Annotated in this window: 22 protein-coding genes; 5 read left to right on the top strand and 17 right to left on the bottom strand. The window is 51.8% G+C overall.

Translation table 11 applies throughout. The features are described 5' to 3' along the window. The first annotated feature begins 8 nt into the window (after window positions 1-8). The gene (purN, locus tag QUD59_RS16160; RefSeq protein ID WP_286238216.1) at window positions 9-656 is read left to right on the top strand and encodes a phosphoribosylglycinamide formyltransferase; all 648 of its coding nucleotides are present in this window, start codon (window positions 9-11) and stop codon (window positions 654-656) included. A 14-nt stretch (window positions 657-670) separates the two neighbouring features. Beyond that, a complete protein-coding gene (locus tag QUD59_RS16155) occupies window positions 671-1,387 on the top strand; it encodes a DUF3108 domain-containing protein (protein WP_286238215.1) in 717 nt (238 codons plus the stop codon). On the opposite strand, the gene QUD59_RS16150 is transcribed toward QUD59_RS16155, so the two are convergent. The 12 genes from QUD59_RS16150 to sdhC form a co-directional block, all read right to left on the bottom strand. Beyond that, window positions 1,384-2,601 carry an EAL domain-containing protein gene (locus tag QUD59_RS16150; RefSeq protein ID WP_286238214.1) on the bottom strand — a complete coding sequence of 406 codons (1,218 nt, stop codon included), beginning with the start codon at window positions 2,599-2,601 and terminating at the stop codon, window positions 1,384-1,386. The genes QUD59_RS16155 and QUD59_RS16150 overlap by 4 nt on opposite strands. Before the next feature lie 71 nt (window positions 2,602-2,672). Further along, window positions 2,673-3,959 carry a diguanylate cyclase domain-containing protein gene (locus tag QUD59_RS16145; RefSeq protein WP_286238213.1) on the bottom strand — a complete coding sequence of 429 codons (1,287 nt, stop codon included), beginning with the start codon at window positions 3,957-3,959 and terminating at the stop codon, window positions 2,673-2,675. Window positions 3,960-4,234: 275 nt separating this feature from the next. Next, window positions 4,235-4,867 (bottom strand): hypothetical protein, encoded by a 633-nt coding sequence (locus QUD59_RS16140; protein WP_286238212.1) that lies wholly within the window; start codon window positions 4,865-4,867, stop codon window positions 4,235-4,237. Between the two features lie 159 nt (window positions 4,868-5,026). Next, entirely contained in the window at window positions 5,027-5,899 is an 873-nt protein-coding gene (gene sucD, locus QUD59_RS16135; RefSeq protein WP_286238211.1) for a succinate--CoA ligase subunit alpha, read from the bottom strand. Further along, window positions 5,899-7,065, bottom strand: a complete 1,167-nt coding sequence (sucC, locus tag QUD59_RS16130) for an ADP-forming succinate--CoA ligase subunit beta (protein WP_286238210.1) — start codon at window positions 7,063-7,065, stop codon at window positions 5,899-5,901. Before sucC ends, sucD begins: the two co-directional genes overlap by 1 nt. A 142-nt stretch (window positions 7,066-7,207) precedes the next feature. Next, a complete protein-coding gene (gene lpdA / locus QUD59_RS16125) occupies window positions 7,208-8,647 on the bottom strand; it encodes a dihydrolipoyl dehydrogenase (protein ID WP_286238209.1) in 1,440 nt (479 codons plus the stop codon). Window positions 8,648-8,688: 41 nt separating this feature from the next. Then, the gene (gene odhB, locus QUD59_RS16120; RefSeq protein WP_286238208.1) at window positions 8,689-9,903 is read right to left on the bottom strand and encodes a 2-oxoglutarate dehydrogenase complex dihydrolipoyllysine-residue succinyltransferase; all 1,215 of its coding nucleotides are present in this window, start codon (window positions 9,901-9,903) and stop codon (window positions 8,689-8,691) included. A 64-nt stretch (window positions 9,904-9,967) separates the two neighbouring features. Further along, the gene (locus tag QUD59_RS16115) at window positions 9,968-12,802 is read right to left on the bottom strand and encodes a 2-oxoglutarate dehydrogenase E1 component (protein WP_286238207.1); all 2,835 of its coding nucleotides are present in this window, start codon (window positions 12,800-12,802) and stop codon (window positions 9,968-9,970) included. 248 nt (window positions 12,803-13,050) lie between these two features. Then, window positions 13,051-13,755, bottom strand: coding sequence for a succinate dehydrogenase iron-sulfur subunit (locus QUD59_RS16110; RefSeq protein WP_286238206.1), 705 nt, complete (start codon window positions 13,753-13,755; stop codon window positions 13,051-13,053). A gap of 17 nt (window positions 13,756-13,772) precedes the next feature. Then, window positions 13,773-15,545 (bottom strand): succinate dehydrogenase flavoprotein subunit, encoded by a 1,773-nt coding sequence (sdhA, locus tag QUD59_RS16105; RefSeq protein ID WP_286238205.1) that lies wholly within the window; start codon window positions 15,543-15,545, stop codon window positions 13,773-13,775. A gap of 3 nt (window positions 15,546-15,548) precedes the next feature. Further along, window positions 15,549-15,896 (bottom strand): succinate dehydrogenase, hydrophobic membrane anchor protein, encoded by a 348-nt coding sequence (gene sdhD, locus QUD59_RS16100; protein WP_286238204.1) that lies wholly within the window; start codon window positions 15,894-15,896, stop codon window positions 15,549-15,551. Continuing rightward, window positions 15,890-16,267 (bottom strand): succinate dehydrogenase, cytochrome b556 subunit, encoded by a 378-nt coding sequence (gene sdhC / locus QUD59_RS16095; protein ID WP_286238203.1) that lies wholly within the window; start codon window positions 16,265-16,267, stop codon window positions 15,890-15,892. Before sdhC ends, sdhD begins: the two co-directional genes overlap by 7 nt. A gap of 433 nt (window positions 16,268-16,700) precedes the next feature. Between sdhC and gltA the strand changes: the two genes are divergently transcribed. Further along, a complete protein-coding gene (gltA, locus tag QUD59_RS16090; RefSeq protein ID WP_286238202.1) occupies window positions 16,701-17,978 on the top strand; it encodes a citrate synthase in 1,278 nt (425 codons plus the stop codon). Window positions 17,979-18,026: 48 nt separating this feature from the next. Here gltA and QUD59_RS16085 read toward each other — a convergent pair whose 3' ends face one another. Beyond that, complete coding sequence (locus QUD59_RS16085; protein ID WP_286238201.1) at window positions 18,027-18,887, bottom strand: LysR substrate-binding domain-containing protein; 861 nt, start codon at window positions 18,885-18,887, stop codon at window positions 18,027-18,029. A 112-nt stretch (window positions 18,888-18,999) separates the two neighbouring features. Here QUD59_RS16085 and QUD59_RS16080 point away from each other — a divergent pair, with 112 nt between their 5' ends. Then, on the top strand, window positions 19,000-19,485 hold the full coding sequence (locus QUD59_RS16080) for a tautomerase family protein (RefSeq protein ID WP_286238200.1): 486 nt from the start codon (window positions 19,000-19,002) through the stop codon (window positions 19,483-19,485). A gap of 50 nt (window positions 19,486-19,535) precedes the next feature. Here QUD59_RS16080 and QUD59_RS19265 read toward each other — a convergent pair whose 3' ends face one another. The 3 genes from QUD59_RS19265 to rlmKL form a co-directional block, all read right to left on the bottom strand. Next, complete coding sequence (locus tag QUD59_RS19265; protein ID WP_350227786.1) at window positions 19,536-19,901, bottom strand: DUF2061 domain-containing protein; 366 nt, start codon at window positions 19,899-19,901, stop codon at window positions 19,536-19,538. 172 nt (window positions 19,902-20,073) lie between these two features. Next, a complete protein-coding gene (locus QUD59_RS16065; RefSeq protein WP_286238198.1) occupies window positions 20,074-21,282 on the bottom strand; it encodes an ammonium transporter in 1,209 nt (402 codons plus the stop codon). A gap of 252 nt (window positions 21,283-21,534) precedes the next feature. Beyond that, window positions 21,535-23,676 carry a bifunctional 23S rRNA (guanine(2069)-N(7))-methyltransferase RlmK/23S rRNA (guanine(2445)-N(2))-methyltransferase RlmL gene (rlmKL, locus tag QUD59_RS16060; protein ID WP_286238197.1) on the bottom strand — a complete coding sequence of 714 codons (2,142 nt, stop codon included), beginning with the start codon at window positions 23,674-23,676 and terminating at the stop codon, window positions 21,535-21,537. Between the two features lie 305 nt (window positions 23,677-23,981). Between rlmKL and rmf the strand changes: the two genes are divergently transcribed. After that, window positions 23,982-24,188: a ribosome modulation factor gene (rmf, locus tag QUD59_RS16055; RefSeq protein ID WP_286238196.1), complete on the top strand. Its 207-nt coding sequence runs from the start codon at window positions 23,982-23,984 to the stop codon at window positions 24,186-24,188. Between the two features lie 56 nt (window positions 24,189-24,244). Here the strand turns inward: rmf and QUD59_RS16050 are convergent, their stop codons facing one another. After that, window positions 24,245-25,273 carry a quinone-dependent dihydroorotate dehydrogenase gene (locus QUD59_RS16050; protein ID WP_286238195.1) on the bottom strand — a complete coding sequence of 343 codons (1,029 nt, stop codon included), beginning with the start codon at window positions 25,271-25,273 and terminating at the stop codon, window positions 24,245-24,247. Window positions 25,274-25,316 lie beyond the last annotated feature (43 nt).

Raw genomic sequence — 25,316 nt, 5'->3', positions numbered from 1 at the left:
CCCGCAGTATGAGTAAACGTATTGTCGTTCTGATCTCAGGCAGCGGAAGCAACCTGCAGGCGATTATCGACGCGATCGATGCCGGCCAGATTAATGGCCGCATCGAAGCGGTTCTGAGCAACAAAGCAGAGGCCTACGGCCTGGAACGGGCGCGTCAGGCAGGCATCCCTGCCCTGAGCATCAACCACCGGGACTTTGAAAGCCGCGAACAGTTTGACCAGGCGATGATCGAACAGATCGATCGCTACCAGCCCGACCTGCTGGTACTGGCCGGTTTCATGCGCATTCTCACCGCAGACTTTGTTCGTCACTATCAGGGACGCATGGTTAACATCCACCCCTCCCTGCTGCCGAAATATAAAGGCCTGAACACCCACCAACGGGCACTGGATGCCGGCGACACCGAACACGGTTGCACCGTCCATTTCGTGACCGAAGAACTGGACGGTGGCCCACTGGCAATGCAGGGCCGTGTCTCTGTCTCTGCTGAGGACACTGCAGACAGCCTGCAACAGAAGGTTCACAGGGTCGAGCACATCCTTTATCCTCTTGCTGTAGCCTGGTTCTGTGCTGACCGACTGAGCTGGAGCGCCGATGGCGTTCTGCTTGATGGCGCACCACTTCCCGCACAGGGCTACCAGCTAGATCAGGAATAATTCAGGAGCCAGTCATGCCCGGAATAATGCGAAAACTGCTGCTTACAACACTCAGTACAGCATTGCTCTCGAGCGCCGTTCAAGCCGGGCAACCGAGCCCGGGGCTGGCACCGTTTACTGCCTCATATGAGATCGACTGGGATGGCAGCATCTCCCTGAGTGGCGACACAGTACGCCAGCTCAAGCAGGGCCCGGAGCAGCAGTGGCAGTTCGAATCCAAAGCTTCTGCAATGTTTGCCAGCATCTACGAATCCAGCCGATTCACCTGGCACAACCAGATCCCCCAACCCCTTGAATACAACTTTAAACGCAGCGTACTGGGCAAAAAACGTCTGGCCGAAGTTCATTTCGACTGGCAGAACAGCCTGGTAACTAACAAGGTTGAAAACAAGCCCTGGAAAATGGAGATCAGCGAGGGGGTTCAGGACAAGATCAGCTACCAACTGCTACTGCAACAGGAAGTCGCTGCCGGCAAGCAGGATTTCAACTACAGCGTCGCCGATGGCGGGCATCTGAAAGAATACCGTTTTAAGGTAGATGGACGGGAGCAGATTGAAGCACCGATCGGCAGCTATGAAGCCATCCGTGTTATCCGGGTAAGAGATGAAGACAGCAATCGCCAGACCTATATCTGGTTTGCCCCCGAACTGGACTATCAGATCATCAAGCTGAAGCAGATTGAGAAGAAGGATAAAGCCTATACCCTTCTCCTCAGAGAACTCGCTCCTTAATCCAGATCCGGTATCCAGCTTGCCGGCATCCGCCGGAAACCACTGAACAGATCCTCACCTTTGTGATCGTCGCTGAGGTCAGCCAGCAGAATCCTGTTTTCATCGATAAACAGCACGGCAGTCTGCGCCCGCTGACCGGTATGAATATCCTGATAAGGCTCAGAAAACACCAACCGGTTTTCCGTATCCGCAGAGCCCAGCAGCTCGAAAAAATAAGGCCGCCAGCTCCAGTTATAACCGCGATGACGCTCGTTCAGAATCCAGCCCCTGTCACTGTTTTCATAGTTTGGTGAAGTCTGGTTACCCAACCGGTCGCAGATATAAAAACGTAACAGATGATCAGCCGCGGCAAAATGCTGCAGATCCTCATCACTGCCCGAAGCACGCAACACCTCGCGTAAAGCCAGCAGCTCAGCCTTAACCTTCTCTGCCCGCCAGTGACTCAAGGAGGTCGCGTTGATGGCCATATCACGGAAGTGACTCAGCAGATTACGCACCGTAGTTGTAGTCACCTCAGGCGCTTCCATCTCTGCCACCGCAGGTGAAAACAGGAAGCCCTGAACGTACACCGCATTACAACTCAGCGCCAGATAATACTCCTGCTCATCCTCAACCCCTTCACAAAGCACCTTGCTGCCCAGCTTAGATGCCAGCTCACCGAGCATTTGCACCATCGACGAGCCCCGGCTGTCACGACTGGCATTTTTCAGCAGTGTCATATCCAGCTTAATAATATCCGGCTTCAGCAGTGCAATCCGGTCAAGCTGGGAGAAACCGGTACCAAAATCATCAATAGCGATACGAAAACCGTGTTTGCGATAACGCTCAACCACTCGCTCAATAATCGACAGGTCACCATCCAGTTCGGTAATCTCAACCACTACTCTGCCCGGATCAACTCCCAACTGACGAATCATAGACAGCGTCGGGATATCATCCTCTGAATCAAGGTACTGCATCCACTCGGGAGAGATGTTAATACTGAGGAATGTATCATCAGGCAACTGACTGACCTGCTCCAGCGCCAGCATACGCACTGAACGATCCAGCTCCATACGCTCACTGACCGCCAGAGTCTGGTCTGAAAAAAGATGACCAGCAGAAACCACATTGCCCTCATCATCCTGCATACGTGCCAATGCTTCATAACCGGCAATCCGACCTGTTGCTGTTTCTACGATCGGTTGAAAATAGGGAAAAACGTTAACATTCATATTTCGATAACTCAGTTAATTCAGAGCGCCTGACTCAACGCCCGTGGGTAAGCGGTTCTATAGCTTGCAGACTATACCTGTTCCTGCCTGCTCTGCTTATTCTGATACATCTGCTGGTCAGCCAGTTCAATAAGTTTTGCCGCGGTGGTTGCATCCTCGGGATAGACAGCCTCGCCGATGCTTGCCCCCAGACTGATCGTCTCATTTTCGTAGCAGAACGGCTCATCCAGCAAAGCACAAATGGAATTCCTGAATGCCAGCAATTGCTCCTTTTCTGTAACACCCGGCAGGAGCAGAACAAATTCATCACCACCAAAGCGACACAAAGTATCCGAAGCCCTGAATACGGCTATAAGACGCCGGGAAAACTGAACCAGAACCTCATCACCCGCCGCATGACCTAGACTGTCATTGACCGGTTTAAAACGATCAAGATCGATAAACATAACCGCCAGACCGGTACCACTACGCTCTGCCCTCGCCAGCTCCATATCAAGACGATCAAACAGTGCCCGGCGATTAACCAGCCCGGTCAGCGCATCATGATTGGCCAGATGAGAGAGCTGAGCCTGCTGTTCGGCATAGCGGCTGATATCACTCACGGTAAGGATGATAAAATCCTGTTCATTGAGGGTCAGTTGACGCTCAGTCACCTCGACCCGGGTCGGTCCCCGCCCCCGGCTGAGCGCGACCAGCCCATTGTTTTTCTGACTAAACAACTGCCCTTCAGTCAGCCGGAGAAACTCCTGTTCAGTATAACCAAACAACTCCTGGCTCATTTTATTGGCCAACAAAACCTGTCTCCGCTGATTCAGCAGGATAAGGCTCGTTGCTGCTGTATCCACCAGATTGATAAAGTCCTGAACCTGCGATTCGGCCTGTCGTGAGCGCTGCTGAAACTGACGGATAATCACCAGAAAATTAAACAGCGCAAGGCCAAAAGCCAGCGTCTGAATCCAGCGTAAGCTCTGCGTTTTCTGCTGTGACAACATCTCTGTACGTGAAGTCAGCTCATTCATCAGATTAAGCAGCGCCAGATTATTCTCTTTCGCGAAATTAAGCGCGGACTGCAGCGCCAGTCGGTCATCGGGCTGTTGCAACACGCGCTCAAGATCAGGCTGCATATCAGTAAGCAATACTCGGGCCTTATTTATCAAAAAGAGCACCCGCATATCATCAGATGCAGAAAAAGGTTGCGACACACCATGACCGTCGATCACTGAACCACCTGACTCAAACGCATCCAGCGTACTGACAAACAGATGATATACCTCAGCGAGCTCCTCCCTGCCGGGATGAATATACGAAGCGTCCTGTGCCATCAGCAACAACACCTTGGTCAGACGTTGTGAAAGCATCCTTTGCCGGCCGGCAACATTGATTGACAGGGCATCCTCTTCTACCTGACGGGTTATAGAGTAATTAATCCCTAAAATAGTGCAGTCGAGCACCAAAAAGAGGCATATAGAAAGCGTCAGCCATAGCTTACTGCGCGAATGAGCTGCAAGACGCCTGCGCATCATCTCCCTGAAACCTCAACAGATTGATAACAAAACAGATAGCCATCAATTACAAACACAGGCCTCTACTCCCTGATCCCACCCGAAAAGCATAGCTAAACAGCGTTGAAAATTCAGAATTGCGTATAAGAATCCAGCTCAGGCGCCACCGGTACCTGCCAACGCTGTAGCAAGGATCGTGCATCCTCAAACTTTTTTTCTGCATCATCGCGCAAATGACCCAGTGAGCCAGACATACTGACCCGGGCCCTGAGCATCTGATACTTAAACAACGGAATGAGCTTGCGCTCAATATAGGTACCGCAGATCTTATCCTGCTGCATTACCACAGTCGGATCTGACGTAGTAAACAGCTCAGCCTCAAGCTCTATCAGATCCTGAGTATCCTGACACAACTCCTGCTGATCCAGCGTAGTCGTGGCTGCAAGCACATAAGGGCCAGACAACGGTGTAAACGACGCCACAGCCGTTGCTACACGTCGCTCTGCACGTTTTTCAGCCTGCTCGAGACGGGCTTTACGGTAATTGGCAAAGCCACTCTGGATCATTGCCATATCCTGCTTCAGCCGCTTATTTTCTTTCTGCAGGTCAAAGTTTTCCTGACTGAAATTCTGCATCGACTGTAACGGGCCAAGTTCACGGTATGCGGCGAGCTCAGAATAGAACTTAAAACCAAAAAAGCCGCCCAGGCCTATCAGCACCAGTAATACGCCGACGACACCACCAATTAACAGCATATTTTTCATAACAACCCATCGTTCCGCAAAAGAATCCGTTACTAAAAACCATCACATTTAATCCCGGCAAATACAAGTCGCGGCAAGCGTATAACCGGGATGTCAGGTCAGCGGGTACAAAAAAAGGCAGCCGTGGCTGCCTTTTTCTTAAACCGAAAGAGTGTCAGCTTACCAGCCAGTCAGCTCTTTCAGTGCATCGCCGATCTGCGCCAGAGAACGTACAGTCTTAACGCCTGCATCTTCCAGAGCAGCGAACTTCTCATCAGCAGTACCTTTACCGCCAGAGATGATCGCACCTGCGTGACCCATACGCTTACCAGCCGGTGCAGTTACACCCGCAATGTAAGAAACAACAGGCTTGGTTACGTTTGCTTTGATGTAAGCAGCCGCTTCCTCTTCCGCAGTACCACCGATCTCACCGATCATAACGATCGCTTCAGTCTGAGGATCCTTCTCGAACATTTCCAGAATGTCGATGAAGTTAGAACCCGGAATCGGGTCACCACCGATACCAACACAAGTAGACTGACCGAAGCCAGCGTCTGTAGTCTGCTTAACAGCTTCGTAAGTCAGAGTACCGGAACGGGAAACGATGCCCACTTTACCTGGCAGGTGGATGTGACCTGGCATGATACCGATCTTGCACTCACCCGGAGTGATAACACCCGGGCAGTTAGGACCGATCAGGCGAACGCCCAGCTCGTCACACTTAACTTTACACTCCAGCATATCCATAACCGGAATGTGCTCAGTGATACAAACGATCAGTTTGATACCTGCGTTTGCTGCTTCCAGGATAGAATCCTTACAGAAAGGAGCAGGAACGTAGATAACAGAAGCTTCAGCACCGGTTTCAGCAACCGCTTCAGCTACAGTGTTGAATACAGGCAGACCCAGGTGAGTAGTACCACCTTTGCCCGGAGTTACACCACCAACCATTTTGGTGCCGTATGCAATCGCCTGCTCAGAGTGGAAGGTACCCTGACCACCAGTGAAACCCTGACAGATTACTTTGGTGTCTTTGTTAATCAGAACGGACATTATTTACCCTCCGCTGCTTTTACCGCCTGCTGAGCAGCGTCAGTCAGACTGGTTGCTGCGATGATATCCAGGCCAGACTCGTCCAGCAGCTTGGAACCAAGGTCAGCATTGTTACCTTCCAGACGTACAACAACCGGTACGTTTACACCTACTTCCTTAACGGCACCAATGATACCTTCTGCGATCAGGTCGCAGCGTACGATACCACCGAAAATGTTAACCAGTACGGTCTTAACTTTTTCGTCAGCCAGGATCAGTTTGAACGCTTCAGTTACACGCTCTTTAGTCGCGCCACCACCTACGTCCAGGAAGTTTGCAGGGAAGCCACCGTGCAGAGCAACGATGTCCATTGTACCCATTGCCAGACCCGCACCGTTAACCATGCAGCCGATCGTGCCATCCAGAGCAACGTAGTTCAGATCCCACTCAGCAGCGTGCGCTTCGCGCTCATCTTCCTGAGATGGATCGTGCATTGCCTGCAGGTCTTTGTGACGGTAAACCGCGTTACCATCGATCACAACTTTGGCATCCAGACAGTGCAGGTTGCCAGCGTCAGTGATAACCAGCGGGTTGATCTCCAGCAGCGCCAAATCCTTCTCCTGGAACATCTGCGCCAGGCCCATAAAGATCTTAACGAACTGCTTGATCTGATCGCCTTCCAGACCCAGTTTGAATGCCAGTTCACGGCCCTGATATGGCTGTGCGCCAGTCAGTGGATCGATGGTCGCTTTCAGAATTTTTTCCGGAGTTTCTTCAGCTACCTTCTCGATCTCAACACCACCTTCGGTGGATGCCATGAAAACGATGCGGCGGGTGGAACGGTCTACAACCGCACCCAGATACAGCTCAGAAGCGATATCCGTGCAGGTTTCAACCAGAATTTTAGAAACAGGCTGACCGTTTGCATCTGTCTGGTAAGTTACCAGATTTTTGCCCAGCCAGTTTGCAGCAAATTCCTGCGCTTCAGCCGGAGAATCAACCAGCTTAACGCCACCTGCTTTACCGCGGCCACCGGCGTGGACCTGGGCTTTAACTACCCACTTGTCACCGCCAATCTCTTTAGCTGCTTCAGCAGCTGCTTCCGGAGTATCTACCGCTTTACCTTGGGAAACCGGAAGACCATATTCGGCAAACAGTTGTTTACCCTGGTACTCGTGAAGGTTCATGCTCTAATCCGTTGTGTTGTCACTAATGTTTTCTGCATCAGGAGTCTAAGTGTGCCCCTGTAGCAGCCCTGTTGGGTCAACAACAAGTCTTACTAAACGACCGGCAGCCCTTAGGCAGCCGGTCGAATCGATACGCTACAAATTAGCGTTTTTTGCGGTTCGCCATGTGAATGGCGTGACCATCAACTGCCAGTGCAGCTTCATGTACCGCTTCACTCACAGTCGGGTGAGCAAATACAGTCATCTGCAGGTCTTCTGCACTAGAGCAGAATTCCATGGCAATTGCAGCCTGGCCGATCAGTTCGGACGCGATTGCGCCAACCATATGAACGCCCAGAATTCGGTCGGTCTCTTCGCAGGCAATCATCTTAACAAAACCTTCGGTTTCGTTAGCAGCCATTGCACGGCCAGATGCAGCAAATGGGAATTTACCCACTTTGATCTTAACGCCTTCGGCTTTCAGTTCCTGCTCAGTTTTACCTACCCACGCCAGTTCAGGGTGGGTGTAGATGATGCTTGGAATAACATCATAGTTAAGCTGTGCGTGGTGGCCGGCAATAATGTCAGCAACCATAATACCCTCTTCGGAAGCCTTATGCGCCAGCATCGGGCCACGAACAGAGTCACCAATTGCGTATACACCCGGTACACCGGTCTGGCACTGCTCGTTGACGAAGATGAAGCCACGCTCATCCAGAGATACACCGGAATCATCAGCCAGCAGACCCTGAGTCTGAGGCTTACGACCTACCGCCACAATCAGCTTGTCTACGATGATCTCTTTATCACCTTCGGAATCAGCGAACTTAACCTTCACTTCTTTTCCGTCGATGATCTCAGTGCCAGTACAACGGGCACCCAGTTTGATATCCAGATTCTGTTTCTTGAACAGCTTGGCCGCTTCTTTGGCTACGTCTTTATCAGCAGCAGCCAGGAAGTCATCCATCGCTTCCAGTACAGTAACTTCAGTCCCCAGACGCGCCCATACAGAACCCATCTCCAGACCGATAACACCGGCACCGATAACACCCAGACGTTTTGGCGTTTCATCGATATCCAGTGCACCCGCATTGTCCAGAATCAGACCTTCAGTCAGCGGTGCTGGCGGAATTTCAACCGGTACAGAACCGGACGCCAGGATCACGTTTTCAGCTTCGTAAGTTGCAGAACTGCCATCAGCAGCCGTCACTTCAACTTTTTTACCGCCGTGCAGTTTACCCGCACCCTGCAGCAATGTGACGCCGTTCGCCTTGAACAGGCCGGTAATACCGCCGGTCAGGTTGCCAACAATTTTGTTCTTACGGGCAACCATCGCCTTAACATCCATGGTCACATCACCTGCAACCTGAATGCCGTGCACGTCGGCATGCTGAGCGTTATGGAACTGATGAGTAGACTCAAGCAGTGCCTTGGAAGGGATACAACCAACATTCAGACAGGTACCACCCAGTACCGCAGCGCCCTTGTCGTCTACCCACTTCTCAACACATGCAGTTTTCAGACCCAGCTGAGCTGCGCGAATCGCCGCAACGTAGCCGCCAGGGCCTGCACCGATGACAATAACGTCAAATTTATCAGACATGTTTTATCCTATCTTCACTCTGTTTTTTGTTGAGGGTCGACTTAGACTTCCAGGAGCATACGTGCAGGATCTTCCAGAAGATCTTTGATAGTCACGAGGAATTGTACCGCTTCCTTACCATCAATCATACGGTGGTCGTATGACAGAGCCAGGTACATCATCGGCAGAATCTCAACCTGACCGTTAACAGCCATAGGACGTTCCTGGATTTTGTGCATACCCAGGATCGCAGTCTGTGGCGGGTTCAGGATAGGCGTAGACATCAGGGAACCGAACACACCACCGTTAGTAATAGTGAAGGTACCACCCTGCATATCGTCCATACCCAGCTTGCCTTCACGACCACGCTTACCGAAGTCAGCAATAGTCGCTTCAACATCAGCCAGGCTCATCGCATCAGTATCACGCAGAACCGGTACCATCAGACCGCGGTCGGTAGATACAGCCACACCGATATCCTGGTAACCGTGATAAACCATGTCATTACCGTCAATAGACGCATTCACAGCCGGGAATTTCTTCAGCGCTTCGGTCGCAGCTTTTACGAAGAAAGACATAAAGCCCAGACGGGTACCGTTGTGAGTTTTCTCAAACAGGTCTTTGTACTGCTTACGCAGCTCCATTACCGGCTTCATGTTAACTTCGTTGTAAGTGGTCAGCATCGCAGCGTTCTGCTGTGCTTCAACCAGACGCTTAGCAATAGTGGCACGCAGACGGGTCATTGGAACACGTTTTTCAACACGCTCACCCGCCGCAACGTTCACAGGAGCCGCAGCCGCCGGAGCCGGAGCTGCCGCTGCAGGCGCAGCCGCCGGAGCAGGTGCAGCCGTAGCGCCACTCTTCATGAAGTTCTGTACGTCTTCTTTGGTGATACCGCCGTTTTTGCCGGTACCCGGGATCTGGGAAGCATCCAGACCGTTCTCTTCGATCAGCTTACGCGCAGCCGGGCCAACTTTGTCGGCATCACCTACAGGGGCAGCCGCTGCTTCAGCAGCCGGCGCAGCAGCAGAACCTGCAGCACCCGCTTCAAATTTAGCGATCACTTCATCACTCAGTACTGTATCGCCTTCCCCTTTCAGGATCTCAGCAATCACACCATCTTCCGGTGCTACTACTTCCAGTACTACTTTGTCGGTTTCGATATCAACAATCAGTTCGTCGGCAGAACAAGCTTCGCCAGGTTGTTTGTGCCAGGTTGCGATGGTGCCGTCTGCTACAGATTCCGGGAACGTCGGCGCTTTGATTTCGATAGACATGTTTTTTCCTTTATCGTTATCACCGTCAGGCGATTAAATTCATTTTTTCTGGTTAATCGCCTGATCAACCGTTGAGTGCTTCATTTACTAAGGTTTCCTGCTGTTCAGCGTGGACGGAGATATATCCGACCGCTGGTGCAGCAGATGCCGGGCGGGCAACGCCTTCAAGGTACAGCTTGCTGTCATGTTTATGCATAACATTACGCATATGATGCTGCATGGAGTACCACGCCCCCTGGTTCATTGGCTCTTCCTGACACCAGACCACCGTTTCCAGGTTGGTGTATTCAGCAATCGCGTCTGCGAGCTCTACTTCAGGGAACGGATAAAGCTGTTCAATACGAACAATAGCCACATCCTCTTTCTCCAGCTCGGCACGACGGTTGTACAGGTCGTAATAAACCTTACCGCCACAGAGAACCAGTCGCTTCACCTTCTTCGGATCAAGCTGATCTACTTCACTGATCACCGGCTGGAATGAACCTTCTGCCAGCTCTTCCAGTGTGGAGATAGCCTGCTTATGACGCAGCAGGCTCTTCGGCGACATGACAACCAGTGGTTTACGCAATGGACGTACAACCTGACGACGCAGCAGATGGAAGATCTGCGCTGGCGTGGTCGGTGTACAAACCTGAATATTATGTTCAGCACACAACTGCAGGTAACGCTCCAGACGCGCAGAGGAGTGCTCTGGCCCCTGACCTTCGAAGCCGTGCGGCAACAGCATAGTCAGACCGCAGAGACGCTGCCACTTATGCTCACCGGAGGTAATGAACTGGTCGATTACAACCTGAGCTCCGTTGGCAAAGTCACCGAACTGAGCTTCCCAGATGACCAGCGCGTTTGGTGTAGTCGTCGCATAACCATATTCGAATGCCAGTACTGCTTCCTCAGACAGGAAGGAGTCATGGATCGTCATAGCCGGCTGCTCATCAGACAGATTCTGCAGCGGAACGAAGGTTTCTGCGGTTTTCTGGTCATGCAGCACAGCATGACGGTGAGAGAATGTACCACGGCCCACGTCCTGACCGGTGATACGTACCGGATGACCTTCCGCCAGAATCGAGGCATAAGCCAAAGACTCTGCCATGCCCCAGTTCAGCTCCATCGCGCCGTGAGCCATTCGCTTACGGTCATCGATAATTTTCTGAACCTGACGCTGTACTGCGAAACCTTCAGGCACTTCACAGATTTTGTTACCCAGCTCCTGCAGAAGCTTGAAGTCGACCTTGGTTTCAGGGCAGTCGAACGACCACTCATGGCCCAGATACGGCTTCCAGTCTACAAACAGCTCAGCATTAGGTTCGTGAACCAGAGATTTAACCACATGCTCACCGTTTTCCAGCAGCTTGCGGTACTCTTTCTCCATCTCTTTGCTCTCTTCAGCACTGATTACACCTTCTTCAATCAGTTTCTGAGCGTAGAGTTCACGCGTGGTTTTCTGTTTCTTGATCTGCGCGTACATCAGCGGCTGAGTACCGGATGGTTCATCCGCCTCGTTATGGCCGCGACGACGGTAACAGAACAGATCGATTACCACGTCTTTCTTGAATTCATTACGGTAGTCGACCGCCAGTTGCGTAACGAAACGCACCGCTTCAGGATCATCACCATTAACATGGAAGATAGGTGCCTGAATCATTTTGGCCACATCAGTGGAGTACTCAGTAGAACGTGAGTCTTCCTGCTTGGATGTGGTGAAGCCGACCTGGTTGTTCACCACCAGGTGAATGGTTCCGCCGGTCTTATAAGCACGGGTCTGGGACATCTGGAATGTCTCCATCACCACACCCTGACCACAGAACGCCTGATCACCGTGGATGTTGACCGGAACAACAGTATCGCCGACATAATCTCCACGACGATCCTGACGGGCACGTACAGAACCCTCAACTACCGGCGCTGCAATCTCCAGGTGAGACGGGTTGAAGGCCATGGCGATATGCACTTCACCACCGGCGGTTTCAACGTTGGAAGAGAAACCCTGGTGATACTTAACGTCACCGGAAGTATCAACAACCCGCTTACCTTCAAATTCGTCAAACAGGTCAGCCGGATTTTTACCGAAGATATTAACCAGCGTGTTCAGTCGGCCACGGTGTGCCATACCGATCACAACTTCTTTCGCGCCCTGCTTACCCGCACGCTGAATCAGCGTGTTCAGGCACACGATCATGGATTCACCACCTTCAAGGCCGAAACGCTTGGCACCGGCATAACGTGAACCCAGGTATTTTTCCAGACCTTCAGCGGCAGTCAGACGCTCAAGGATCATCTTTTTCTTCTCAACCGGCGCTTCAGGATGGGAACGTACCGGCTCAAGGCGTGACTGAATCCAGCGTTTTTCCTGAGTATCTACAATGTGCATGTACTCAGCGCCAACGGTGGTGCAGTAGGTTTTCTTCAGATCCGCCATGATATCGCGAAGCGGTGCTTCTTCCGGGCCAAAGAACAGAGAGCCCAGCTGGAACACGGTGTCGTAATCCGCTTCTGAAAGCTCATGGAAACGCAGATCGAGGTCAGGGACCTGTTCGCGCTCCATCAGACCCAGCGGATCGATCTGCGCAACCTGATGGCCACGTACGCGGTACGCGTTGATCATACGCAGAACACGGACCTGTTTCTTCTCATGCTCAGAGCTGACTGAGCTGACCGCTACAGGGGCCGCGCGCTTCTGGTTTTTGGAGAGATAGAGAAAATGTTCTCTGATTGCGGAATGTGGCACGTCCTGTGTCAGGTTTTCGCCAACTTTAGGCAGTCGGTCGAATTCTTCTCGCCACTCCTGAGGAATCGCATTCGGATCCATCAGGTATGTTTCGTACAGTTCTTCAACGTATGAAAGGTTGCCACCATAGAGGTGAGCGTTCTTCCACATGAGATCCATGATGCTTTCTTGCATTCTTGATCACCCTGGCTCTGGGAGCTTAGTCGATTCTGCCGGGATCTCCGGCCAGCATCGCCCCTCTTTGAGTTACCTTCATTACCCGATCAAAACAGCTTTAACTGTCTCGGGAGTGCTATCTTAAAGCTTTTATTCGCAAGCTTTAATAAGTCTTTATGCGAATACCGTAATTTTTTTACAAAAATACTATTTTTTTCTTACGGACAAAAAAAAGCGGCGCCAGAGGCACCGCTTTTTGCATTTCATCAGGTCGCTTGAGACAACAGCATGTTGCGAATTTTGCCGATTGCCTTGGTCGGGTTAAGACCTTTAGGGCAAACGTTGACGCAGTTCATGATGCCGTGGCAACGGAAGACACTGAACGGGTCATCCAGATCAGCCAGACGCTCGCGGGTAGCGGTGTCACGGCTGTCCGCCAGGAAGCGGTATGCCTGCAGCAGACCAGATGGTCCGATGAACTTGTCCGGATTCCACCAGAAAGACGGGCAAGAAGTAGAACAGCATGCACAGAGAATACACTCGTACAGGCCATCCAGCTCAGCACGATCTTCAGGTGACTGCAGACGCTCGATTGCCGGTGGCGGCGTGTCGTTAATCAGGAACGGTTTGATCTTCTCATAAGCCTTGTAGAACTGAGTCATATCAACCACCAGGTCGCGGATAACCGGCAGACCAGGCAGTGGACGCAGAACCAGCTTGTCATCTTTAACAACAGCAGACAACGGAGTGATACACGCCAGACCATTCAGGCCGTTCATGTTCATACCGTCAGAACCACAGACACCCTCACGACAGGAACGACGATACGCCATAGACGGATCTTTGTCCTTCAGAAGCTGCAGCAGATCCAGCACCATGATGTCCTTACCACCAGGAATATCGATATGGATATCCTGCATGTAAGGAGCATCGTCAGTTTCAGGATTGTAGCGATATACACTAACCAACATGATAGAAGCTCCTTAAATTAGTAGCTACGAACTTTAGGTGGGAACGGTTCCATGGTTTTAGGCGCGAAGTTAACCGCACGCTTACCAATACGTTTTTCACCCGGGAAGAAGACAGAGTGGCACAGCCAGTTCTCGTCATCACGCTCAGTAAAGTCGTTACGTGCATGCGCACCACGAGATTCTTTACGTACTTCCGCAGCAATCGCAGTTGCTTCAGCAACTTCCATCAGGTTTTCAAGCTCCAGCGCTTCAATACGCGCAGTATTGAATGCCTGGCTCTTGTCTTCCAGATGCAGGTTTTCAACTTTGGCACGAATACCTTTCAGCAGCTCCAGACCTTTCTGCATGCTTTCGCCATCACGGAATACACCGAAGTACAGCTGCATGGTGCTCTGCAGTTCTTTACGAACTTCAGCAACACTTTCACCACCGGTAGATGTATTCAGACGATTCAGACGCGTCATAGCCTGTTCGATGTTAGCTTCGGTTGCGTCTTTAACTTCGTAACCTTCACGCATCTGCTGTTCGATCTGCATACCTGCCGCACGACCAAATACCACCAGGTCAAGCAGAGAGTTACCGCCCAGACGGTTAGCACCGTGTACCGATACACAGGCCACTTCACCACAAGCGTACAGACCATCAACGATGTTATCGTTGCCATCTGCATCCGGAGCGATTGCCTGACCGCCGATATTGGTCGCAATACCACCCATCATGTAGTGACAGGTCGGAACAACCGGAATCGGTTTAACAACCGGATCAGTCGCCGCAAAGGTCTTGGACAGTTCACAGATACCCGGCAGACGAGAATGCAGAACCTCTTCACCGAGGTGATCCATCTTCAGGTAAACGTGATCACCGTCTTCACCACAACCACGACCTTCCAGAATTTCCAGAATCATGGAGCGCGCAACAACGTCACGACCCGCCAGATCTTTAGCGTTCGGCGCGTAACGCTCCATGAAGCGCTCGCCGTCTTTGTTGATCAGGTAACCACCTTCACCACGACAACCTTCTGTTACCAGAACACCCGCACCGGCGATACCGGTTGGGTGGAACTGCCACATCTCCATATCCTGCGCAGGAACACCTGCACGCAGAGACATACCCATACCGTCACCGGTATTGATCAGAGCGTTGGTAGTAGAAGAGTAGATACGACCCGCACCACCGGTTGCCAGAACCGTCGCTTTCGCTTTGATGTATACGGTCTCACCGGTTTCGATGCAGATAGCAATACAGCCTACAACTGCGCCATCATCGTTCTTAACCAGATCTACAGCGTACCACTCGTTAAGGAAGGTAGTACCCGCTTTCATGTTGCCCTGATACAGAGCATGCAGCAGCGCGTGACCGGTACGGTCAGCAGCAGCACACGTACGTGCAGCCTGACCACCTTCACCAAAATTCTTCGACTGACCACCGAAAGGACGCTGATAGATACGGCCTGTTTCAGTACGGGAGAACGGCAGACCCATATGGTCCAGTTCAAATACCGCCTGAGGGCCTACAGAACACATGTATTCGATAGCGTCCTGGTCACCGATATAGTCGGAACCTTTAACGGTATCGTACATGTGCCAGCGCCAGTCATCATTCGGATCAGCACTCGCAATCGCACAGGTAATACCACCCTGCGCAGATACAGTGTGAGAACGAGTTGGGAATACTTTAGTTACACAGGCAGTGTTCAGACCACTCTGTGCCAGCTGAAGTGCAGCACGCATGCCTGCACCACCGCCACCGACTACAATTGCGTCGAAAGTAAGCGTACGTAGTTTAGACATAGATTAAATACCCCACAGAATCTGGATGCCCCACACAACGTAGATAAACGTCAGCAGACCACAAGCAGACTGGAACACGAAACGAAGACCGGTTGGTTTGATATAGTCAGTAGAAACAGACCACATACCGATCCAGACGTGTGCAGCAAAGGAAAGCAGTGCCAGCAGGGTAAAGATACGCATGGCGGTTCCCTGGAACAGACCCGCCCACATTTCGTAGGTCAGTTCTGCGCCAAACGCCAGATAACCAATCATAAAGATTGTGTAGACTGCCAGAATAACAGCGGTTACACGCTGAATCATCCAGTCATACAGGCCGCTACGGCCAAAGCTAGTGATACTAGTTACCATATCCATACTCCCGAAATCAGGACTGCAACAACAGCCAGTGCGACTGTTACTTTAGCTGCCTTCTGACCACTCTCGAGTTCTTCGCAGTGGCCAAAATCCATTACCAGGTGTTTGATACCCGCGAAGAAATGATACAGCAGTGCTGACACAGATCCCCACGCAATAAGCTTCGCAAAGAAGCCATTTTCAAACATATCAACAGCGGCATTAAAGCCAGCTTCAGACTCCAGGGACAAACCCAGAGCATAGAGCGCAAATACAGCACCAAAGAAGAGTGCTACACCTGTCGCACGATGCAGAATGGATGTAATCGCCGGAAGCGGCTGCTTGATAGTTCGAAGATCTAAGTTTACAGGTCTTTTCTTATTCACGGCTCTTGTTCACACTTTTTTCGGCCCCTTTGCAGGGCTCAGTTGTTCGGAAGTGTTGAAGATAAGTACCTCGCTCCTCAAGCTCACTTCCCCTGACTTTCTACTAAGATAGGTAGTCACGGGAGGTGAACTTCGGGGCGAGAGTATAAGCATTTAACCTTTACAATACAACGCAAACACAGCGCAGTTCGCCTTTTGTCTAGCACTACGCGGCATATCAAAAGTCGTACAACCAAATGATTATTCAGTCATTTGTACAATCCTGTTAGAAAAAATTCTAATTGCTGCAATGCGGTAATTAACCCATTTAGTCTGATTGACAAACTTTTCCCAGTCTCTATATTGGGTGGGTCCAATTTATCGGGCCAAGACTCTTAGATCTGACTATAAAAAGTCATATACAGAACTAAAACATAATGATAGGAGCCTTTTAATGGCTGATAAGAAAGCACGTTTAACGGTCGACGGTCTGGATGAATCCATTGAGCTGCCAGTTTATTCCGGCACCATGGGTCCAGACGTAATTGATGTGCGCCCTCTGACCGGCAAAGGCCTGTTCACATACGATCCGGGCTTTGTCTCCACAGCAGCCTGCGACTCAGGTATTACATTCATCGACGGCGGCAAGGGTGTGCTGCTACATGGCGGCTACGCAATCGATGAGCTGGCAGAGAAATCAGACTACATGGAAGTGTGCTACCTGCTGCTGAACGGCGAACTGCCAACTCCGGAACAAAAAGAAACCTTCGTAAACACTGTTAAAAACCACACCATGGTGCATGAGCAGATCAGCCATTTCTTTAATGGCTTCCGTCGCGATGCGCACCCGATGGCTATTATGTGTGGTGTGGTCGGCGCCCTGTCCGCGTTCTATCACGACTCTCTGGACATCAATGATGCCCACCACCGTGAAGTATGCGCATACCGCCTGATCGCAAAGATGCCTACCATCGCTGCCATGTGTTTCAAATACTCCTGCGGCCAGCCGTTCATGTACCCACGCAACGGCCTGAGCTACGCGGGTAACTTCCTGCAGATGATGTTCGGCACACCTTGTGAAGAGTACCAGGTGAATCCGGTACTGGAACGCGCCATGGACCGTATCTTTGTCCTGCACGCTGACCACGAACAGAACGCTTCCACCTCTACTGTACGTCTGGCCGGCTCCTCAGGCGCCAACCCGTTCGCATGTATCGCTTCCGGTATCGCAGCCCTGTGGGGACCTGCCCACGGTGGTGCAAACGAAGCCGTACTGACCATGCTGGAAGAGATCGGTGACGAATCCAACATCGAAGAGTTTGTTGCCAAAGCAAAAGATCCGGAAGATCCGTTCCGCCTGATGGGCTTTGGTCACCGTGTTTACCGTAACTTTGACCCACGCGCCAAAGTTATGAAGAAAACCTGTGACGAAGTGCTGGCTGAACTGGGCGTAGAGGACGAACCTCTGCTGCGCATTGCCAAGCGCCTGGAACAGATTGCACTGGAAGACGAATACTTCGTAGAGCGTAAACTCTACCCGAACGTAGACTTCTACTCCGGTATCATCCTGAAAGCGATCGGCATTCCGACCAACATGTTCACTGTGATCTTCGCCCTGTCCCGTACAATCGGCTGGATCTCTCACTGGAATGAATTCCACAGCAGCCCGAACAAGATCGGTCGTCCGCGTCAGCTATACACCGGTCCTACTCAGCGCAGCTACCCGAAATAACCTCCGGGTTATCAGCAAAAAAGCCGCTTAACGCGGCTTTTTTTGTAGCTAATGCGCCTTCAGCGCCGATGACCGGAACAACTCTTCAAGCTCCGGCCCTGCCGCCAGCCCGGGGGCATAACGCAACCAACTGTAAACATTAGGCAGCTCAGGCAACCCCAGCCTGGAACCGACAAATTCAGTCCCTTCCGTTGCCGCACTCTGCGGCCGGGCTGTAATGGCCAGCCCGCTTTTTACGGCAGCCATCAGCCCCTGATAACTACTGGTGGTATACATCAACCGGCTCGGTATACCGGCTTTCTCAAGCGCCCGCATCGCCACCCGCCGAAACTGGCACTGACTGCTATACATCGCCAGCGGTACTTCACGATGCCCACTCCATTGCCATCCCTCAGCGCCAATCCATGCCAGCGGCTCTGCCCCCAGTAAACATCCCAGACCATCACTTTCCGACATCGACAACGTCAGCACCAGATCATACTCACCCCGCTCGAAACCGGCGTTCAGATCGGGACTGTAAGCCGTTTCAACGTTGAACCGGATAGCAGGATGAGAACGGCTGTAATTGGCCAGCAAGCCCGGCAAAATACCCTCAGACATTCCCTGAGACACACCCAGCCGCAGCTCTCCGGATGCATCACTGACCTGCAAAGAGGCTATAGCATCATCCTGCAACGCCAGCATTCTGCGTGCGTAACCCAGCAGCATCTCACCCTCCCCGGTCAGCACCCGCTTGCGACCCGCACTGCGAAACAGATCAACGCCCACCTCAGATTCCAGTTTCTTTATCTGCTGACTCACGGTCGACTGAGTCTTATGCAACACCTCGGCCGCCCTGATAAAGCCCTCATGCTCGATCACCGCAATATAGGTCCGTAAAAGATCACTACTGAGATTAGGCTGTGCCATCTTCCGCCCCTTTGATCGCATTTAACGATCAAATCAATAAAAACTAATCGTTATTTTAAAAGATAAACCAAGGCTAAGCTGACAACAAGCACTTATTCAGAGGAGCCGGATCATGCCTTACATCTCAGTTCAACTTTCAGCAGACATTTCAGCCGATCAGAAATCCCGCCTCAGCCGGGGCATTACCCACATCATGGGAGAGATTCTCGGCAAGGAAACCAAACTGACGGCCGTACATATCACCACGCAAGGCTCATCACACTGGAGCATCAACGCTGAACAGATCACAGCCAGCTCCGGCATGAGCGCATTTATTGACGCACGGATCAGCGCAGGCAGTAATACAGAAGAAGAGAAACGCAACGCAATAGCCGCACTCCACCGCTTACTTGAAACCACACTCGGCCATATAAATCCGATCAGTTACGCAGCACTGACCGAGATTCCCGCTACCGACTGGGGTTACGATGGTAAGACTCAATATGAGAGAAAGCTAAAACGCACGGCCAGCGGCGCAGTAGATACCGATCATTATCTGCATAAAGGACGCCGACTGCGCTCTGAAATACTGCCGCGGTTCGGCCAGCTTTTCCGCTGATACAGCACAGAGCACGCCTGTCAGCCACGATCAGGCGTGCTCCCTATACCTCAGGCAGCAACCCACGCGGTGGTGCCACCTTCCCTCCAGCGCTTTTCAAAAAAGTAATAAGCCACACTGTTACAGCAGGGCTCTATGATCGCCAGCAGACCACCTACGAACAGATCACCCGACAAGGCAAAGCCAACACCCCAGGCCACACTGAAGTGCAACAGAGCAAAGCTCAGTGTCTTGTTTCGTGTATTTACCACAGCCGCCTTAAGCCACATCCTCTCATGCAGATAGAAGGCCAGAGTATTCACAGCAGGTTCCAGCAGCGCAATCAGACTACCGATCAGCAAGTCTCCGGTCAGCAGATAACTCAGCGTAAATGCGATTGTGAAATGGATCGCAGCGAAATTCAGCGTCTTCTTCATGCCCTGCCCTCTATACGTCAAATCATTCAGTTAAGTCATTATCGATAATAGTTATCATTAACTAAATTTAATTATCACAACAGAGCTGATAGCTAGAGCCTATAGAAGGCTGCCATCCTGAGCAGAATAAAAAAGCCGGGCAAAAGCCCGGCTCTCAGATCAAAAGCAACGCTCAGTTATCGCAGGTCGCTTCAATTTTGTGGATGGACAGGTCAGCACCGTTGTACTCCTCTTCCTGAGAGAGACGTAAACCTGACACAGCCTTGACCCCACCATAGACGATGGCACCGCCGATAAGCGCAACAGCGATACCCGCCAGAGTACCGATCAACTGTGAAGTCAGGCTGACACCACCCAGACCACCCAGCATCTCACTGCCGAAAATACCGCACGCAATACCGCCCCAGGCACCACAAACACCGTGTAACGGCCAGACGCCCAGTACATCATCGATCTTCCACTTGTTCTGCTGGATGGTGAACAGAATAACGAAGATCGCACCCGCCACTGCACCAACAACCAGCGAACCCATCGGGTGCATCACATCAGAACCCGCACAGACAGCAACCAGGCCTGCCAGCGGGCCGTTATGGATAAAGCCCGGGTCATTTTTACCAAAGATCAATGCGGTGATAATACCGCCGACCATCGCCATCAGTGTATTCACCGCAACCAGACCTGAAATACCATCCATCGTCTGCGCAGACATCACGTTGAAACCAAACCAGCCTATGCAGAGGATCCATGCACCGAGCGCCAGAAAAGGAATGTTAGACGGTGGAAACGCTACCAGCTTGCCGCCTTTGTATCGCCCGTTACGAATACCCAGCATAATAACGGCCACCAACGCCAGCCAGCCACCTACACCATGCACCACAACAGAGCCGGCAAAGTCATGGAAACCTGCACCAAAACTCTCTTCAAGCCAGGCCTGGAAACCGTAGTTACCGTTCCAGATAATACCTTCGAAGAACGGGTAGACCAGCGCCACCACCAGCGATGAAGCGACCAGAAACGGCCAGAACTTAGCGCGCTCCGCAATACCGCCTGAAACAATTGCCGGAATCGCAGCCGCAAATGTCATCAGAAAGAAGAATTTAACCAGCTCATATCCGTTACTTGCAGCCAGCTCAGCCGCGGGCGAGAAGAAGGTCACGCCATAAGCGACCCAGTAACCGACAAAGAAGTAAGCCATGGCAGAAAAGCCAAAGTCGGTGAGAATTTTTACCAGAGCATTAACCTGGTTTTTGTGCCTTACGGTACCCACTTCCAGAAAAGCAAATCCGGCATGCATGGCAAACACCATGATGGCACCCATCAGAATAAATAGAGTATTCGAACTCTGGATAAGCGTCTCTACTGCGCTATTGACGTTTTCCACTGCAGTCTCCTGTTTCTTGGCCTGATGCACCAGATCAGACCGACCCCGGAAGATCGGCACCAATATGGTGCATTTTTGATGTGCTCATTATTATAGTCAGGCAACATGACCCGCATGCTCAAAGTAAAAACCCTGATAACATGGGGCCTGCAGGGGCTAAGGCGCCAAAGCGGTGCAGCCCGGCCTGACATGTGCGTCAATTAGAAGCACATAGCATGCCAAAAAACAGTGCTCGCGCACTTAAAAGGCTCATCAGCCTTTGTGACGGATTTCGAAGCAGCAGTGTATTCGATTATTCCGACGGAAATCAGGGTCCAGCGTGGCCGCGCTGATATCCTTAATCTCAAATTCTGACAGCGCTTCATAATCCAGCTTGAAACGTCGGTAGTTGTTGGAAAAGTAGAGTACACCTTCCGGACGCAACAGGCGCATTGCCCCCTCAATCATATCCACGTGATCACGCTGTACATCAAGCACACCGGCCATCCGCTTTGAATTGGAGAAGGTCGGCGGGTCCATAAAGATCAGATCATAGCTGGCACCACGCTGCATCCTCAGCCATTTCAGACAGTCCGCCTGCACCTGCTGATTCGACTGATTATCCAGACCATTCAGCGCCATATTACGCTGCGCCCAGTTGAGATATGTAGCAGACATATCAACACTGGTGGTAGAACGCGCCCCGCCCACTGCAGCGTGCACCGAAGCAGTGCCGGTATAACAGAACAGGTTGAGCATATCCTTGCCGGCCGCCTCTTCCTGAATCCGGCGCCGAATCGGACGATGATCCAGAAACAGACCTGTATCGAGATAATCATGCAGGTTAACCAGCAAACGACAACCGTGCTCGACCACCTCTTTATAGCGATGGGTTTCAGAATGTTTCTCGTACTGATTTTTGCCCTGCTGCTTTTTCCGCTGCTTCAGAATAATGCGCGAAGCCGGCAACTCCAGCGCCACCGGCAGCGCTGTCATAACTTCCTGCAACCGGGAGAAGGTTTTCACCGGATCGATCTTCTTAGGCGCGGCATACTCCTGAACATGAATTTCATCACCGTAAACATCAACCGCCACGGCATACTCCGGGATATCAGCATCATACAGACGGTAGCATTCAATCTCTTCACGCCTGACCCATTTACCCAGTTGTTTACGGTTTTTCAGCAGACGGTTGGCAAACATCTGCGCACCCTCGCTGAGACTCACCTCACCGCTCTCTTCAGCAACCGGCTCTGCACGCTGCTCCGCTATCGGATAGATAAACAGACGACTCTCCAGCGCTCCATTAAACAGCTTGTACTGTTTGTCAGCACGCAGCCCGGTGACCTTGCAAAGGTCCGGGTTAGACGTAAAGATCGCAGCCGTCCAGCCGGCAAACTGCGATTTAAGCTTGTCTCCGAGATGGCGGTAAAGGAACATCAACTGCTGCGTTTCACCCAGGCGTTCACCATAAGGCGGATTGGTGACCAGCAAGCCCTGTGCCTGCGGAATCTGCTCCGCCCCCAGATCTTCCAGTCGCTGGGTAGTGAATTCGATCAGATCGGCTACACCTGCACGTTCAGCGTTCTGCCGCGCAGCCCGCAGCACCTTGCCATCCTGATCAAAGCCTGTCAGGCAGATATCCAGCTCAGACAGCGCTTTAGCTTTACGTGCTTTGGCTTCAGCCAGCAGGTTCTCCCACAATTCACGCTGGTGTCCGGTCCAGCGTGAGAAACCAAACCGTTTACGCTGCAGCCCCGGTGCAATATCTGCTGCCATCAGCGCCGCCTCGATCAGCAAGGTACCGGAACCGCACATCGGATCCAGCAATACCCCGTTCTCCTGCATCTGCTGTGGCCAGCCGGCACGTATCAGTACCGCAGCCGCCAGGTTTTCTTTCATCGGCGCCTCGCCCGCCTGTAAGCGGTAAGCACGACGATGCAGACTGTCACCCGACAGATCCAGCGCTACGGTCAGCTTGCCACGATGCATACGCACATTGATTCGCAGGTCCGGCGCTACTTTATCGATGCTGGGCCGGGCACCGGTGGTATCCCGGATCTGATCAACGATCGCATCCTTAACCTTCAGCGCCCCAAAATGGGTATTATTGATTTCACGGGTCTGACCGGAGAAATCGATCAACAGCGTGCCTTCACTGCGCATATGCTGCAGCCAGTCAACCTGCTGGACTTCACGATAAAGATCGTCAGCGGTTTCCGCTTCGGCTTCATGCAGCGGCATCAGCACCCGATTCGCCAGCCGCGACCAGAGGCAAACCCGATAGGCCTGTTCCAGCTCTGCCTCGCACTGAACCCCCGCAACGGTTTGCCGGGTCTCAGTGATCCCCAACTGATGCAGCTCCTCTTCAAGCAGCAACTCAAGGCCTTTAGGGCAGGTCAGAAACAGTTTCATAGGGTATTCAACTCGCTTTAGATTCAATTAAATCGCAAAAACATGAAAACAATTCAATGCCGTGTAATAAATTACAGCACCAAAGTAACTTAATGAAAGCAATCGTTTTTTTGCAGGCACACACTAACTGGATTTACTATAACCTGTAACCTGATAGTCATATTCAATCGCACCCGGGCCTGTTTTCCGATATTTATAGAAGTCTGCTCTGTAACAAAAACAACAAGCAGACTGATTTTAAGCGGATACCACGTCTCAAGGAACCGCTGCTCTCAAAACTAATGCATCAAGAGAGGCTCAACTACATGAAGAGACAAAAGCGTGATCGTACCAGCACACTTTTCAACCGCGGCTTTCAGGCCGGACTAAGTGGAAAATCCCGGGACAACTGCCCAGTTAACACATCAGATCTCAGAAGCCACTGGATGAGTGGCTGGCGCCAGGGGCGAGAGGCGCACTGGAATGGTATGGACGGTGTTTCTGCCATTCAATCCGATCCAGCACTTCACTGACCGAATTACTTAAATAAGCAGGCTCCCCTCGGGGAGCCTTTTTATTGCTCAGGCGATCAGCTCGCCGGAATCTGCATAATGGCTTTCACTGAATCGGTTACCAACTGTGGCCCCCGATAGATGAAACCCGAGTAGATCTGAACCAGACTGGCGCCCGCTTCAATTTTCTCGGCCGCATCAAAACCTTCGGTAATTCCGCCCACACCAATAATAGGCAACGCACCATCGAGCTCCTGCGCCAGAGTGCGAATCACTTTAGTCGATTTATTGCGTACCGGCGCACCGGACAGGCCGCCCTGCTCGTCGGCATAAGGCAGGCCTTCTACTCCGTCGCGGGATAGCGTGGTATTAGTTGCGATCACCGCATCCATCTCGTAGGCCTTCAGGGAAGCTGCCACCAGCGCCAGTTCCTCATCCGTCATATCCGGTGCAATCTTCACGGCAATCGGCACATAACGATCATGGTATTTAGCCAGCTTAGCCTGCTCTGCTTTCAGGGCATCCAGCAGACTGTTAAGAGACTCACCGTATTGCAGGGTTCGCAGCCCCGGCGTGTTCGGTGAAGACACATTCACCGTAATGTAGGAAGCACGACCATAGACTTTACGCAGGCAGTAAAGATAATCGTCGTTTGCCTGCTCATTAGGCGTATCTTTATTTTTTCCGATATTGATGCCCAGAACACCTTTGTAGCGGCTCTTTTCCAGATTGGCCAGCAACGTATCCACACCGTCATTATTGAAGCCCATGCGGTTAATAATCGCCTGCTGCTCCGGCAGACGGAAGATACGTGGTTTCGGGTTACCGGCCTGTGGTCTTGGTGTCACGGTGCCCACTTCAACAAAGCCAAACCCCATAGCGGCCATGCCATCCACCGCGATGCCATTCTTATCCAGACCTGCAGCCAGACCTACACGGTTAGGGAAGTTGATTCCCATAACCCGAACCGGATCTGACAGACTTTCAGCGCCCAGCAGCTTGTTAACTCCCAGAGCAGCCGCCAGATTCATAGAATGCAGGGCTACGTTATGGGAAAGCTCCGGATCAAGCTGAAACATCAGAGATCGCGTCAGTGAATACAACATATCGGTTCCTGGTGGAAAAATTTGCCCGATTATAGGCGAGGCC

Origin of the sequence: Neptuniibacter halophilus, assembly GCF_030295765.1 — a bacterium.
Taxonomy (GTDB): Bacteria; Pseudomonadota; Gammaproteobacteria; order Pseudomonadales; family Balneatricaceae; genus Neptuniibacter; species Neptuniibacter halophilus.
This window is presented reverse-complemented; position numbering and strand designations above follow the sequence as displayed.